Source organism: Variovorax sp. (assembly GCF_035634955.1).
Taxonomy (GTDB): Bacteria; Pseudomonadota; Gammaproteobacteria; order Burkholderiales; family Burkholderiaceae_C; genus Variovorax.
This window is the reverse complement of the sequence record NZ_DASQBZ010000025.1, coordinates 146,618-160,172: the sequence shown is the minus strand read 5'-3', so window position 1 is coordinate 160,172 and position 13,555 is coordinate 146,618. Positions and strand designations below refer to the sequence as shown.

Below are 13,555 nucleotides of genomic sequence, written 5' to 3'. Positions count from 1 at the left end.
TGCCGGGCGCCTGGCCCTGCGTCGCGCGCCTGGCGGGATTGCGCGCCGAGCGGACCCTGGGGAAGAATGGGGGCCGATGCGGTTCGCCCCCTCCCCGTTGCTCTTTCCCGCCCGCCATCGCCGCCGGGCGCGGCTGAGCAGCCCGCTGGGCCTGCTGCTCCTGCTGCTGGCGGCGGTGCCGGCGCAAGCCCAGGTCCCGGGCCCGGAGCGCACGTACACCTTCGGCGCGGCGCAGGACCGGGTCATGGCCACGTCCAGCGCCATGACGGCGGCGCGCGCCGGAGTGGACGCCTCCCAGAGCTCCGCCAGCGCGGTTTCCGGCCTGAATCTGCCGGTACTCTCGATCGACGCACAGTACTTCCGCTACCAGAAGACGCTGGAAGTCTCCCTGAGCGCCGCGCGCAACCTGGTCGAGTCCTCCATCAACGGCTTCCTGGCCTCGTTGCCGGGCGCGCCCGCCGTGCCGCCGGCGCTGGGCGGCCTGGTGTCCGGCGCGCTCGACCGCATCCCGGATTCGCTGTCCACCACGGTGCGGCAGAACATCTGGCGCCCCACCCTCACGCTGCTGTGGCCGATCTACACCGGCGGCATGTCGGACGCCACGCAAGACGCGGCACAGGCCGGGGCGCGCCAGGCCGAGGCAGAGCTGTTGTCCGCCGCGGACGCACTGGGCCTGCAACTCGTCGCCGCGTACTTCGGCCAGCAACTGGCCGCCCAGGTGGTCAGCACCAGCGGGCAGAACCTCGATCGCTTCGCCCGCCACCTGGACAACGCGCTGAAGCTGGAACGCCAGGGCATGCTGAGCCGGGCCCAGCGGCTGCAGGTCGAGGTGGCGCGCAATGCCGCCGAACGCCAGTTGCTGCGCGCCCGCAACGAGTACCAGACCGCACAGGCCGTGCTGACCCGCCTGCTGCGCGAGGAGGGCACCGTCGCGCCGGCCACGCCGCTGTTCGCGCAGTCCCAGCCGCTGGCGCCGGTGCAGACCTTCATCGACGAAGGCCGCGCCAACTCGCCCGCGCTGATGCGCCTGGCGGCATTGCGCGACATCAGCAGCAGCGGCGTGAAGGCCGCCCGCTCGCTGGCGCTGCCACGCGTCTACGGCTTCGGCTCTTACAACTTCAACGCCGACAACGCCGTGCTGCCGGACCCCGACTGGATCGTCGGAGTCGGTGTGCACTACACGCTGTTTTCCAACGTCGACCGGCAGGCGACCGAAAGCGCCGCGCGTGCGCGCGAGCAGCAGGCCGAAGCGGCCTGGTCGCAGGCCGGCGATGACGTGGCCACGCTCATCGAGCGCAGCTGGCAGGGCGTGGAAATCGCCCGCCAGCAATTCATGCTGCTGGCCACCAACATGACGGCCGCCGAGGAAAACGTCCGGGTGCACGACCTGGGCTTTCGCGAAGGCCAGGCCAACGCCACCGAACTGATCGACGCACAGGTCGCACTGAGCGTGGCCAGGACGCAGCGGGCCGCGGCGGCCTACGAGTACGACCTCGCGCTGGCCCAGTTGCTGGCCGCCAGCGGCCGCATGCAGGAATACGCCCAGCACGTGGCCCGCGCCGACCAGCGGATGCCCCTCCCATGAGCACTCCCGAGCACCCCAGTGCGGGCCGCGACGCGGCAGCGCCACCCCCGCCAGCCCTTGCCGAGACAGCGCCCCAGGTTGCACCGGGCCTGGCGCCGACCATGCGCCTGGCGCTGGGCCTGGCCGCGGTCGCCCTCGTCGTCTTCATCGCCATCGGCCTGTGGCTGGCCTACAAGCCGGCGCCGCTGCAGTTGCAGGGAATGGTCGACGCCGAGGAATACACCGTGGCCACCCAAGTGCCCATCTCACGGGTCGAACGCCTCCTCGTGGGCGCCGGCGATCGGGTCAAGGCAGGGCAGCCGCTGGTGGTGCTGAGCAGCCCGGAGCTGGACGCGCGCCGCGAACAGGCCGCCAGCGCGCTGGCCGGCGCGCAGGCGGTGCAGGCACGCGCCCTTGCCGGCTCGCGGGCCGAGAACATCGAAAGCCTGCGCGCCACCGCCGGCAGCGCACAGGCCGCACTGGCCCTGGCCGACAAGACCTACGTTCGCACGCGCAACCTGCACCGTGAAGGCGTGGTCTCCACCCAGCGGCTGGACGAAGCCCTGGCCGCGCGTGACGCCGCGGCGGGCCAGGCCCGTGCCACCCAGCAGCAATACCTGCGAGCCGCGCGCGGCCTGCCGCAGGAAGACAAGGACGCGGCCGCGGCCCAGGTGGAAGTGGCCGCCGCGGGGCTCAAGGCCGTGGAAGCCTTGCAGCGCGAAACCCGGCTCGACGCGCCGGCTGCCGGCGAGGTCGGCCATGCCCTGGTTCGGCCGGGCGAAGTGGTGGCGCTTGGCTTTCCGATCCTGACCTTGGTCGCGGTGGACGAGCCCTGGGTGTCGCTCAATGTCCGCGAGAACCAACTGCACGGCCTGGAAGCCGGCCAGGAACTCGTCGGCCACCTGCCGGCGCTGGATGGCCGGGCGGTGCGCTTCAAGGTGCACACCATCGGCGCCCAGGGCGAGTTCGCCACGTGGCGCGCCACCCGCCAGTCCAGCGGATTCGACGTACGCAGCTTCGAGGTGAGGCTCAAGCCGGCGGAGCCGGTGGCCCAGCTGCGGCCCGGCATGAGCGTGCTGTTCGACTGGCCGCAGCCATGATGCCGGGCGAAAGCGGCCCGACGAGCCGAGCGGCGCGATGACCCCCTTCACCGCGGCGCTGCGGCGCGAACTGGCCTGGCTCAGCCGCAGCCGCTGGGACCTGGCGCTGCTCACGCTCGCGCCTTTGCTCGCCTTGCTCGCGCTGGGCGCCATCTTCATCGAAGGCAGCGCGCGCGAACTGCCCATTGCGGTGGTCGATGCCGACCACTCGCCGCTGAGCCGACAGTTGGCGCGCAACCTGCGCGCCTCGGCCCAGGTGCAGGTGGCGGCCGAACCGGCGCAGCTCGACGAGGCCTGGACGCTGGCGCGGCGCACCACCGTCTGGGCGGTGGTGTTGATTCCCGAAGGCCTGCAGCGCGAGGTGCTGGCCGGGCGCCAGGGCCAGGTGCTGGTCTACCAGAACGCCGCCTTCTATTCGGTCGGTGCGCTGGCAGGGCGCGGCGTCGATGCCGCGGTGTCGGCCCTGCAGCAGCAGGTGCTGCCCGACCTGGCCCGGGCCCGCAACCTGCCGGCGGCGCTGCGCATCCAGGTGCCGCGAATCCAGGCCACCATGCTGTTCAACCCGCAGTTGAGCTACGAGTGGTTCCTCGAGGCATTGCTGCAGCCGGGCATCCTGCACGTGCTGCTCAGTTGCGCGGTGGTCGTGGCGTTGGGCCGGGAGCTCGGCGCGACGGCCCGCGAGGGCGCGGCCGGCTGGCTTGACGAGTGCCGCGGTACGGGCCTCGCCGGCGCCGCCGGCGCCCTGGCCGGCAAGCTGTTCCCCTACGTCATCGTCTTCACGGCGTGGCAGGCGGCCGGCACGGCCTGGCTGTGCGGGTGGCGCGGCTGGGGCGTGCACGGCAGCCTGGCCATGCTGTTGGCCGGCCAGCTGGCGCTGTACGCCAGCTACGCCGCCGTCGCCGCGGTGGTGGCGCTGGTGGTGCGCGACACCTACACGGCCCTGTCGGCCGTCGCCCTGTACGGGGGACCGGCCATGACGTTTTCCGATGCAACGCTCCCGGTGATCGGGGCGCCGCTGTTCACGCGCATCTGGAGCCAGGCGCTGCCCTTCTCGCACTACGTCAAGCTGCAGATGGAGCAGATGTTCATGGGCGCGAGTGCGGCGGTCTCGCTGCCATGGCTCGGCATCATGGCCGCGGTGGCGCTCGTCATGTTCTGGCTGGCCGCGCTGCTCCTCGCACTGTTGACGCGACCCGCGCGCCAGCCCGCCTCCAGGCCGGTGACAGGGTCGCCGTGAAGATCATCGACGCGGCATGGTCCGGCGCGCGCGAGACGCTGCTGGCGGTGCTGCGCACGCGGCCGGCGCTGATGATCCTGGTGCTGGCCGGATTTCTCTACGGCTTCTACTACCCGGCCGCCTACCAGCACCAGGTCGCCACGCGGCTGCCGGTCGCGGTGGTCGACCTCGACCAGAGCCCCGCGAGCCGCCGCCTCACCGAGTTCCTGCTCGCGGCGCCGCAGGTGAATGTGCTGGGCGTGTCGCGCGACTTCGAGGCGGCGCGCCGCCTGCTGCAGCGGCGCGAGGTGGACGCCATCGTGCTGGTGCCGCCGGATTTCGAGCGGGGCCTGCTCTCGGGCAGCCGGCCCGATGCACTGGCCTTCTACCTCAATGGCGCCTACCTCGTGCGCGCCAGCGCGATCGGCGGCGCCCTGCAAGCGGTGCTGCAAGCTGCGCTGCAGGAAGCGCTCGAAGGACCGGCCCGCGCTTTGGGCCTGCAAACGCTGGTGCCGGTGAAGGCGGTCGTGCACCCACTGTTCAACACGCGCGAAGGCTACGGCAGCTACGTCGTGCCCGGCGTGGCGGTGGTCATCGTGCACCAGACGCTGCTGATGGGCGTGGTCCTTCTCATGGGCGAGCGGCGGCGCCGCGGCCTGCGCTTCGGCAGCGGCGCCGAACTGGCCGGCGCCGGCCTTGCCTTCGCATCCATCGGCCTGATGACGGCCTTCTTCTACTTCGGCTTCGTCTTCTGGTTCCAGGACTATCCACGCGGCGGCAGCGTCGCAGCCATGCTGCTGAGCAGCCTGCTCTTCGTCGGGGCGACGGTGGCCTTTGCGCTTTTCGTCGGCAGCTTCTTCGATCGCGGCGAGCGGTCGGCACAGGTGCTGGCGGCTTCGTCGGCACTCGTCTTCTTCCTCAGCGGCGTGCCGTGGCCTCTCGACGCCATGCCGCCCACGCTGGCCATGCTGACGCATCTGCTGCCTTCGACCGCCGGCGTTCAAGGGCTGGTCAAGGTCAACCAGATGGATGCGGCGCTCGCGGACGTCGCCCCGCAGCTGCTGGAGTTGGCGGCATTGCTGCTTGGCTACGGCCTGCTGGCATGGTGGCGCTGGACGCGGCAGCCGCACCCGTCGGCAAATCCCGCCCGGTGACGCACCACGCCGGCGCGCCGCACCATATCGGCAAATGCCCGATCAAACCGGCAAAACTACCGCCAACGACTTCAAATCGATACTCGGAATGTGTCGATATCGCCGGGGTGTAACTCGATGCAACAAAGCATCAAACACGGGAACTTTATTTCCCCTTCAACGCCATGGAAATAGCTTTTCCTAACGTTTCCGCAATTGCTTATAGATTGTGGAAATGAGCAGCGCTACCGGGTGGGGAGGCGGGTTGCCGGGGCGTGGCGTGGCGGCAACTGTGGCGAAGAGCGCCCCGACGCGGTGGAACATCCCGAAAAGGCCCGCGCCGCCTCGCATTTACTGCCGGATCGTAGGATAAGGCCGCGAGCATTTGTCGGGAACTTGAGCAACAGTTCCGCAACCGAATTGAAAAATCAATTCCATGGTTTCCTTTTGTTGATTACGATGCAGACAAGGGGTTTTCAGCCTTAAAAGGGGTTTACCGAAGGCATGCAAACGACGCTGAGCACAGTTCTTGCGGCAGTTGTTCCCGCGTGCGACACGGAAGCTCCGGGCGCCGCCCGCCATCGACTGTCGTAGGAGGTGTGAATATGGATGTCATCAGCAACTTCGCCGCGCGTTTCGAGCGCACCCGGGAAGAGGTCCTTTCGCTGCAGGAGTACCTCGACGTCTGCAAGCGCGAACCCATGGCCTATGCCACCGCGGCCGAGCGCATGCTTGCCGCCATCGGTGAGCCGTCGCTGATCGACACGCGCAACGATCCGCAGTTGTCGCGCATCTTCTCCAACAAGGTCATCAAGCTGTATCCGGCCTTCAAGGAGTTCTATGGCATGGAGGACGCCATCGAGCAGGTGGTGTCTTACTTCCGCCACGCGGCGCAGGGCCTGGAAGAGAAGAAGCAGATCCTCTACCTGCTCGGCCCTGTCGGCGGCGGCAAGAGTTCCATTGCCGAGCGGCTCAAGCAGCTCATGGAGCACGTGCCGTTCTACGCGATCAAGGATTCGCCCGTGAACGAGTCGCCGCTGGGCCTGTTCAGCGCCGAGGAGGACAGCGAGATCCTCGAGAAGGAATACGGCATTCCGCGGCGCTACCTGCAGCGCATCCTGTCGCCCTGGGCGGTCAAGCGCCTGGAGGAGTTCGGCGGGGACATCCGGCAGTTCCAGGTGGTCAAGCGCTACCCGTCGCAACTCAAGCAGATCGCGGTGGCCAAGACCGAGCCGGGAGACGAGAACAACCAGGACATCTCGTCCCTGGTCGGCAAGATCGACATCCGCAAGCTCGAGACCTTCGCGCAGAACGACCCGGACGCCTACGCCTACTCCGGCGGCCTGTGCCTGGCCAACCAGGGCCTGCTGGAATTCGTCGAGATGTTCAAGGCGCCGATCAAGGTGCTTCACCCGCTGCTGACAGCCACGCAGGAAGGCAACTACAAGGGCACCGAGGGCTTCGGCGCCATTCCGTTCGACGGCATCGTGCTGGCGCACAGCAACGAGAGCGAGTGGAAGGCGTTTCGCAACAACAAGAACAACGAGGCTTTCCTCGACCGCATCTACATCGTCAAGGTGCCCTACTGCCTGCGCGTGTCCGAGGAGATCAAGATCTACGAGAAGCTGGTGCGCAACTCGTCGCTGGCGCATGCGCCCTGCGCGCCCGGCACGCTGCGCATGATGTCCCAGTTCTCGGTGCTCACCCGCCTGAAGGAGCCGGAGAACTCCAGCATCTTCAGCAAGATGCAGGTCTACGACGGCGAGAACCTCAAGGACACCGACCCCAAGGCCAAGTCGATCCAGGAGTACCGCGACTACGCGGGGGTGGACGAGGGCATGGCCGGCGTGTCGACGCGCTTTGCCTTCAAGATCATCTCGAAGGTCTTCAACTTCGACAGCTCCGAGGTGGCGGCCAATCCGGTCCACCTGATGTACGTGCTCGAGCAGCAGATCGAGCGCGAGCAGTTCCCGCCGGAGACGGAGCAGAAGTACCTCTCCTACATCAAGGAGTTGATCGCGCCGCGCTATGCGGAGTTCATCGGCAAGGAGATCCAGACCGCCTATCTCGAGAGCTACTCGGAGTACGGCCAGAACATCTTCGACCGCTACGTGACCTACGCCGACTACTGGATCCAGGACCAGGAGTACCGCGACCCCGACACCGGCGAGGTGTTCGACCGCGGCTCGCTCAACACCGAGCTCGAGAAGATCGAGAAGCCGGCTGGCATCAGCAATCCCAAGGACTTCCGCAACGAGATCGTCAACTTCGTGCTGCGCGCGCGTGCAGGCAACAACGGCAAGAACCCGCAGTGGACCAGCTACGAGAAGCTGCGCACGGTGATCGAGAAGAAGATGTTCTCGAACACCGAGGAACTCCTGCCGGTGATCAGCTTCAATGCCAAGAGCAGTGCCGACGAAATGAAGAAGCACGAGGACTTCGTCAACCGGATGGTCAAGAAGGGCTACACCGCCAAGCAGGTGCGGCTGCTGTGCGAGTGGTACCTGAGGGTGCGCAAGAGTTCCTGAGTTCGCAACGTGATGCGGCCCGCGCCAGGCCGCGAAGGAGTGTGATTCTTGTCCGTGCTGCAGCAGATCATCGATCGCCGCCTGTCGGGAAAGAACAAGTCGATCGGCAACCGCGAGCGGTTCCTGCGCCGCTATCGCGAGCAGATCGGCGACGCGGTCAAGCGCGCCGTCAGCGGCCGCGGCATCCGCGACCTCGAGCGCGGCGAGGACGTCATCCTGCCCAAGCGCGACGTCTCCGAGCCGGTCTTCGGCCATGGCAGCGGCGGCAATCGCGAATACGTGCACCCTGGCAACCGCGAATACGTCAAGGGTGATCGCATCGAGCGGCCCCAGGGCGGCGGCGGGGGCAGCGGCGGGTCGCAGGCCTCCGACAGCGGCGAGGGCGAGGACGATTTCGTCTTCCGCCTGACCAAGGAAGAGTTCATGCGGGTCTTCTTCGAGGACCTCGCCCTGCCCCATCTCATCCGCACGCAGCTCGCGGAAGTGCCCGAATGGAAGAGCCACCGAGCCGGCTTCGTCACCGACGGTATGCCGGCCAACCTGCACGTGGTGCGCTCGATGCGCGGCGCCCTGGCGCGCCGCATCGCGCTGGGCGGCGCGCCGCGTCGCGAGTTGCACGAACTCGAGGAACACCTGCTGCGCCTCCAACGCAGCCCGCGTGCCGGCGATGCGCTCATCCAGCGCGAGATCAAGGAGACCGAGCTGCGCATCGAGGAGCTGCGCCGGCATGCCAAGCACATCCCGTTCATCGATCCGATCGACCTGCGCTACCGCAACCGCGTGCGTGTGCCGGTGCCGTCGGCCAAGGCGGTGATGTTCTGCCTGATGGACGTTTCCGGCTCGATGGACGAGGGCCGCAAGGACATGGCCAAGCGCTTCTTCATGCTGCTGTACCTGTTCCTGACGCGGCACTACGAGAAGATCGAGCTGGTCTTCATCCGCCACCACACCCAGGCCACCGAGGTGACCGAGGACGAGTTCTTCCACACCACCGAGACCGGCGGCACCGTCGTCTCGAGCGCACTCAAGCTCATGCACGAGATCGTCCGGGCGCGCTACCCGAGCAACGAGTGGAACATCTACGGGGCGCAGGCCAGCGACGGCGACAACTGGCACCAGGACAGCGGCCAGTGCCGCAAGATGCTGGACGAGCAGATCCTGCCGCTGGTGCGCTACTACGCCTACGTCCAGGTGGCCGAGGCGGAGCAGAACCTGTGGGAGGAATACACGCAGCTGGGCGAGGACCACCCCAACTTCGCCATGCGCAAGGTATCCGACGCGGCGGACATCTACCCGGTGTTCCGCGACCTGTTCAAGAAGGAGGGTACGCCGGCATGACAAAGGACGTGACCCCTGTGCCGGAGCGCGCTCGCGAGCCGCTGCCGAGCCCATCCGACTGGACCTTCGAGCTGATCCAGCAATACGACGCCGAGATCGCCAAGGTGGCCGCGGGCTACAAGCTCGACACCTATGCCAACCAGCTCGAAATCATCACCGCCGAGCAGATGATGGACGCCTACGCCTCGGTCGGCATGCCGGTCATCTACCGGCACTGGTCGTACGGCAAGCAGTTCATCTCCACCGAGAAGAACTATCGTCGCGGCCACATGGGCCTGGCGTACGAGATCGTCATCAACTCGGACCCCTGCATCTCCTATCTCATGGAAGAGAACACCATGGCGATGCAGGCCCTGGTGATCGCCCACGCGGCCTACGGCCACAACAGCTTCTTCAAGGGCAACTACCTGTTCAAGATGTGGACCGACGCCTCGTCCATCATCGACTACCTGGTGTACGCCCGCAACTACATCGCCGAGTGCGAGGAAAAGCATGGCCTGCCGGCGGTGGAGGACGTGCTCGATTCGTGCCACGCGCTGATGAACCACGGCGTCGACCGCTACCGCCGGCCGCAGAAGCTGTCGCTGGCCCAGGAACAGGCCCGCCGCGAAGAACGCGAGTCGTACATGCAGCAGCAGGTCAACGACCTGTGGCGGACCCTGCCCCGCCGCGCCGGCCAGGACGCCAGCGAAGAGGTCGCGCGCCGCTTTCCGCCCGAGCCGCAGGAGAACCTGCTCTACTTCATCGAGAAGAACGCGCCGCTGCTCGAACCCTGGCAGCGCGAGGTCGTGCGCATCGTGCGCAAGGTAGCGCAGTACTTCTATCCGCAGCGCCAGACCCAGGTGATGAACGAGGGCTGGGCCACCTTCTGGCACTACACGTTGCTCAACACGCTGTACGACAAGGGACTGCTGGCCGACGGCTTCATGATGGAGTGGCTGCAGTCGCACACCAACGTGGTGTTCCAGCCGCCGATCGAGCACCGCGCCTACAGCGGCATCAACCCCTATGCCCTGGGCTTCGCGATGTACACCGACCTGCGCCGCATCTGCGAGAAGCCGACCGACGAAGACCGCCGCTGGTTCCCCGACATCGCCGGCAGCGACTGGCTGACCACGCTCGACTACGCGATGCGCAACTTCAAGGACGAGAGCTTCATCGGCCAGTTCCTCAGTCCCAAGCTGATGCGCGACTTCCGCTTCTTCGCCATCCGCGACGAGGAGGACGAGCCGGAACTCGAAGTGGCCGCCATCCACGACGACAGCGGCTACCGGCAATTGCGCGAATCGCTGTCGCGCCAGTACGACCTGAACCACCGCGAGCCGAACATCCAGGTCTGGAGCGTCAACCTGCGCGGCGATCGCTCGCTCACGCTGCGCCACACGCAGCACAACGACCGCCCGCTGGACGACTCCGCCGCCGAGGTGCTCAAGCACGTGGCGCGGCTATGGGGTTTCGACGTGCACCTCGAAAGCGTCGACAGCCGCGGGCACGCCACCCATTTCAAGGCGGCGGCGCCACACCCCTGACGCCACGCCGCGGCGGCGACTCAGTTGCCGCCGCCGACCCGCAGCAGCGCCTCGATGGCCAACGGGTAGCCCTTGACGCCGAAGCCGACGATGATGCCGCGCGCCGCCGGCGAGATGTACGAATGGTGGCGGAACGACTCGCGCGCATGCACGTTGGAGATGTGCAGTTCGATCAGGGTGACGCTGGCGCCCTTGATCGCATCGTGCAGCGCGATCGACGTGTGCGTGTAGGCGCCCGGATTCATCACCACGCCAAGCAGCTTGCCGGCCGCCTGCTCGCGGCCCGCCTCGTGGATCCAGTCGATCAGCTGGCCTTCGTGGTTGGACTGGCGGCAATCCACCTCCAGCCCGAGCTGGGTGCCGGTTTCTCGGCACATGCGCTCGACGTCGGCCAGCGTTTCGTGGCCATAGGTGGCAGGCTCGCGGGTGCCGAGGAGGTTGAGATTGGGGCCGTTGAGGACGAGGATCTTCTGCATGATTGCCGTCGGTAATGGGTTCGGGACAGGGCGTGCGGGCTGCCGCGTGGCAACCTCGGCAACGTACTGTATCCCCGCCGCGATGCCGGTCCCCGCGCTCAGTTGGCCAACTGCGGATTGATCTTTTCCTGAATCAGGCGCTGCTGGGCCAGCACGGGCGCGCATTCGGCGCGCCGCCGGTTGGCCGCGTTGTTGCACAGGTCGACCTTGCAGCGCTCGCGCGCGATGAAGCCCAGGGGCTCGCACGCATCGAGCAATCCGGCCTGCCGCGTCGGCGCGTGCACCTCCGGCGTGGCGGTGGGCTTCGGCCTGGCTGCAGCAGTCCGCGCGGCCGGGGCCGGCGACACGACTGCTGGCGCAGGCCGCGGTGGCGGTATCGCGGGCGTAGCGGGCGTGGCGGGCGGCGCGACGGTCTGCTCGACAGGCGGCGCCGCCGGATGCGCGGCCGCCACGTCGCCGGCAGGTGCCTCCGTGCGCGCCGGCGCCTCGCTCGCTGCGGCGATCGGCAATGGCGCCGGGGCGGGCGTCTCCTGCGGCGCAGCGGCAACTGGCGCGGCCTCCGCATCGCCGTCGCTCGACGCCACGATCCAGCCGGCGGCCGCGGCCAGCGAGAACCCGGCAACCAGCAGGAGGAAGTGGGTGAGCATGCGTCGCCGCGGTGGCGCCGGTTCGGGCACTTCTTCCCTGGGCGCGAATGCCGTCGGTGCCGAGGGCGTGCTCGGAGGACCGGATGCGAATGCCGCCAGGGCCGACGGCAGGGTGTCGGCTGCCGCGGGCGCGGCCGCGCCTCGCAAGGGCATCTGCTGGGTCGGCGCAAACACCACCGGCAGCGGCGCCACGCACTCGATGCAGAACTTGGCGGCCAGGCGGTTTTCCGTGCCGCAGGACGAGCAGACCAGTGCCATCAGTAGGGGTCGCCCTGCCTGACGATGATGCCGCCCTGCGCGGTCACCAGGTGGCTCTCGCCGGCCAGTTGCAGCGCCGCCTGGTGCGCCAGCCGGCCGGCGTTCTTGGTGTGGGCGATGATGGTCTGCCAATGGCCCATCAAGGCCTCCTGATCCTCGTGCTGCGGCTCTGACAGCAGGGCCTGCGCGACGTCGACGAGCGTGACGGCCGCCGACAGGCACAGTGTTGCGCTTTCGTGGGCGGCGGTGCCCACGGGCACGCCCCACCCCAATGTCGCGTCGCGTTTTCCCATCACCGCGTCGAGCGCGATCAGGGCACGCTCGAGCAAAACCAGATCGGAAGAAGAAGTCATTGTCACCAAAGTCGCCCGCCTGCGCGTGCAGGATTTCGTTTCCTGATGGTGCCAGCGCGGCCCGAAACTCCATGTGCAATACGACACAATTGGAAACCAAATTAGCATAACCGTCACATTTGAGGATGCGCTAACCGGCCGGCGCGGCCAGCCGGTCAGCGGCGAGGCGGCTGCGGCGCCGTCCGCCTGTGGCAGGATCACGCCCACCATTGCGTCATGCCGCCGCGCCGGTGCCCCACGTGGCCGCCGGCGCGCCGGCTTTTTCTTCTGAACGTTCCCGGGATCCGTCCATGAAATCCAGAGCCGCCGTTGCCTTCGAGGCAGGCAAGCCCCTCCAGATCGTCGAAATCGATGTCGAACCGCCCCGCAAGGGCGAAGTGCTGGTCAGGATCACGCACACCGGCGTGTGCCACACCGACGCCTTCACGCTCAGCGGGGACGACCCGGAAGGCATCTTCCCGGCCGTGCTCGGCCACGAGGGCGCCGGCGTGGTGGTCGAAGTCGGCGAAGGCGTGACCAGCGTCAAGCCCGGCGACCACGTCATTCCGCTGTACACGGCCGAATGCGGCGAGTGCCTGTTCTGCAAGTCGGGCAAGACCAACCTGTGCGTGGCCGTGCGCGCCACACAGGGCAAGGGCGTAATGCCCGACGGCACCACGCGCTTTTCCTACGAGGGCAAGCCGATCTACCACTACATGGGCTGCTCGACCTTCAGCGAATACACCGTGGTGGCCGAAGTCTCGCTGGCCAAGGTGAGCCCGCAGGCCAACCCGGAACAGGTCTGCCTGCTCGGCTGCGGCGTGACGACCGGCCTTGGCGCGGTCAAGAACACGGCAAAGGTGCAAGAAGGCGACAGCGTCGCCGTGTTCGGCCTCGGCGGCATCGGGCTGGCGGTGATCCAGGGAGCCAAGCTGGCCAAGGCCGGCCGCATCATCGCCGTCGACACCAACCCCGGAAAGTTCGACCTGGCGCGCACCTTCGGCGCCACCGACTGCGTCAACCCGAAGGACCATGACAAGCCGATCCAGCAGGTCATCGTCGAGATGACGACCTGGGGCGTGGACCACTCCTTCGAATGCATCGGCAACGTGCAGGTGATGCGCGCCGCGCTCGAGTGCGCACACCGCGGGTGGGGACAGTCGGTCATCATCGGCGTGGCCGGCGCGGGGCAGGAGATCTCCACCCGCCCGTTCCAGCTGGTCACCGGCCGCCGCTGGCTGGGCACCGCCTTCGGCGGCGTCAAGGGCCGCTCGCAGCTGCCGGGCATGGTCGAGGACGCCATGGCCGGGCGCATCCAGCTCGCCCCCTTCGTCACCCACACCATGGGCCTGACCGACATCAACGAAGCCTTCGACTTGATGCACGAGGGCAAGTCGATCCGCAGCGTCGTCCACTACTGATACCGGCCGGCGC

General features: G+C 67.8%; 11 protein-coding genes. 8 read left to right on the top strand and 3 right to left on the bottom strand.

What is annotated here, in order from left to right; all coding sequences use genetic code 11:
• Window positions 1-76: 76 nt before the first annotated feature.
• From VES41_RS15055 to VES41_RS15025, 7 genes are all read left to right on the top strand, one after another.
• Window positions 77-1,585 (top strand): TolC family protein, encoded by a 1,509-nt coding sequence (locus VES41_RS15055; RefSeq protein WP_324818472.1) that lies wholly within the window; start codon window positions 77-79, stop codon window positions 1,583-1,585.
• The gene (locus VES41_RS15050) at window positions 1,582-2,664 is read left to right on the top strand and encodes an HlyD family secretion protein (RefSeq protein ID WP_324818470.1); all 1,083 of its coding nucleotides are present in this window, start codon (window positions 1,582-1,584) and stop codon (window positions 2,662-2,664) included. Before VES41_RS15055 ends, VES41_RS15050 begins: the two co-directional genes overlap by 4 nt.
• 37 nt (window positions 2,665-2,701) lie before the next feature.
• Entirely contained in the window at window positions 2,702-3,901 is a 1,200-nt protein-coding gene (locus VES41_RS15045) for an ABC transporter permease (protein ID WP_324818468.1), read from the top strand.
• Window positions 3,898-5,034 carry an ABC transporter permease gene (locus VES41_RS15040; RefSeq protein WP_324818465.1) on the top strand — a complete coding sequence of 379 codons (1,137 nt, stop codon included), beginning with the start codon at window positions 3,898-3,900 and terminating at the stop codon, window positions 5,032-5,034. Before VES41_RS15045 ends, VES41_RS15040 begins: the two co-directional genes overlap by 4 nt.
• A 584-nt stretch (window positions 5,035-5,618) precedes the next feature.
• Window positions 5,619-7,541 (top strand): PrkA family serine protein kinase, encoded by a 1,923-nt coding sequence (locus tag VES41_RS15035; protein ID WP_324818464.1) that lies wholly within the window; start codon window positions 5,619-5,621, stop codon window positions 7,539-7,541.
• A 48-nt stretch (window positions 7,542-7,589) separates the two neighbouring features.
• Window positions 7,590-8,879, top strand: coding sequence for a YeaH/YhbH family protein (locus VES41_RS15030; protein WP_324818461.1), 1,290 nt, complete (start codon window positions 7,590-7,592; stop codon window positions 8,877-8,879).
• Complete coding sequence (locus tag VES41_RS15025; protein ID WP_324818459.1) at window positions 8,876-10,408, top strand: SpoVR family protein; 1,533 nt, start codon at window positions 8,876-8,878, stop codon at window positions 10,406-10,408. The genes VES41_RS15030 and VES41_RS15025 overlap by 4 nt, the downstream gene beginning before the upstream one ends.
• A 20-nt stretch (window positions 10,409-10,428) precedes the next feature.
• Here VES41_RS15025 and aroQ read toward each other — a convergent pair whose 3' ends face one another.
• The 3 genes from aroQ to VES41_RS15010 all read right to left on the bottom strand — a co-directional run bounded on the left by aroQ (window position 10,429) and on the right by VES41_RS15010 (window position 12,142).
• Window positions 10,429-10,884 carry a type II 3-dehydroquinate dehydratase gene (aroQ, locus tag VES41_RS15020; protein WP_324818457.1) on the bottom strand — a complete coding sequence of 152 codons (456 nt, stop codon included), beginning with the start codon at window positions 10,882-10,884 and terminating at the stop codon, window positions 10,429-10,431.
• A gap of 98 nt (window positions 10,885-10,982) precedes the next feature.
• Window positions 10,983-11,789 carry a hypothetical protein gene (locus VES41_RS15015; protein ID WP_324818453.1) on the bottom strand — a complete coding sequence of 269 codons (807 nt, stop codon included), beginning with the start codon at window positions 11,787-11,789 and terminating at the stop codon, window positions 10,983-10,985.
• Entirely contained in the window at window positions 11,789-12,142 is a 354-nt protein-coding gene (locus VES41_RS15010) for a hypothetical protein (protein WP_324818450.1), read from the bottom strand. Before VES41_RS15010 ends, VES41_RS15015 begins: the two co-directional genes overlap by 1 nt.
• A 290-nt stretch (window positions 12,143-12,432) precedes the next feature.
• On the opposite strand from VES41_RS15010, the gene VES41_RS15005 reads away from it, so the two are divergent.
• Complete coding sequence (locus VES41_RS15005) at window positions 12,433-13,542, top strand: S-(hydroxymethyl)glutathione dehydrogenase/class III alcohol dehydrogenase (RefSeq protein ID WP_324818448.1); 1,110 nt, start codon at window positions 12,433-12,435, stop codon at window positions 13,540-13,542.
• Window positions 13,543-13,555 lie beyond the last annotated feature (13 nt).